Source organism: Ureibacillus sp. 179-F W5.1 NHS (assembly GCF_045369345.1).
Taxonomy (GTDB): Bacteria; Bacillota; Bacilli; order Bacillales_A; family Planococcaceae; genus Ureibacillus; species Ureibacillus halotolerans.
Map to the genome: position 1 here is coordinate 1 of NZ_JBIQFG010000106.1, position 1,233 is coordinate 1,233.

Here is a 1,233-nt window from a genome sequence, read left to right on the forward strand (position 1 = left end):
TAAAAAAATGAGACAAATAAAAACACCTTTCGTTGAAAAACGGGTATTAAACCTATAAATCCAACGTGGAGGTGTTTTTTCTATGGGAACAAGAGTTAGTTATCCAGTAGAAATTAAAATGAAAGCAATCGAAATGAGATTAGCAGGAATACCTGTTAATCAAGTTTTAGAAGAATTGAATATTCGAAATTATACACAACTAAAAACGTGGATGAAGTGGTATCGAAATGGAGAACTTCATCGCCTTGAACAGCCAGTTGGAAAGCAATATACCTATGGTAAAGGACCAGAATATGAAAATGAAACAGCTAAATTAAAGGCTGAGAACCGTTATTTAAAGCAACAAATTGAAGTTTTAAAAAAGTACGCAGAATGGGAAAGGAAGTGGTACCAAGAATAGTTGTGCAATTGGTAGAAGAACTAAAAGAAGTCATGACAATTGGCGAAATCTGTGACCACTTGGGGGTAGGTAGATCATCTTATTATCGTTGGAAAAAGAATAATAACGTTGAAACAAAGAAAGACATTCGGGATAAGAGAATGGGTGAGTTGTGTAAACTTCATAAATATCGATACGGATACCGAAAAATCACAAGCATTTATGGAGAACCGATAAGTGAAAATACAGTACAAAAAGTAATGCAAAAATATGGTTGGCAGTGTCGAGTAAAAGTGAAGAAACGTAAACGCACTGGACAACCAGCATACGTCGCACCGAATTTATTAAATCGTGAATTTACAGCGGAAGCACCATTTGAAAAGTTAGTAACAGATATTACCTACTTGCCTTTTGGTCAATCAATGATGTATCTTTCAAGTATTCTAGATGTCTTTAATGGCGAGATTGTAGCGCGTACAATCGGATTTACTCAAGATACAGAGTTTGTTTTAGATACATTAAATCAGCTACCAGAATTACCTGAAGGCTGTATCCTGCATAGCGATCAAGGTTCTGTATATACGTCCTATGACTATCAAAAGGCAGTAAAAGAAAAAAGAATTACCATGAGCATGTCTCGTAAAGGCACGCCCGCTGATAATTCTCCAATTGAAACGTTTCACTCCTCGCTAAAGTCTGAAACGTTCTATCTCGACGGAATCAATCGCACAACGAATGCGCATGTGATCCAAATCGTCGAAAACTATATAAAATATTATAACAATATCCGTATTCAAACGAAACTAAACAGCCAATCGCCGGTTAAATACCGTCAACTAACTGTAAAGTAGGGT

The 1,233-nt window shown here is 36.1% G+C and carries 1 protein-coding gene; it reads left to right on the plus strand.

What is annotated here, in order from left to right:
* Nucleotides 1-82 precede the first annotated feature (82 nt).
* A protein-coding gene (locus ACH0B5_RS18025) for an IS3 family transposase (protein ID WP_341361548.1) occupies nt 83-1,230 on the plus strand; the annotation gives its coding sequence in 2 pieces (ribosomal slippage) (nt 83-356 and nt 356-1,230; 1,149 coding nt in all).
* The last annotated feature ends 3 nt before the right edge of the window (nt 1,231-1,233 follow it).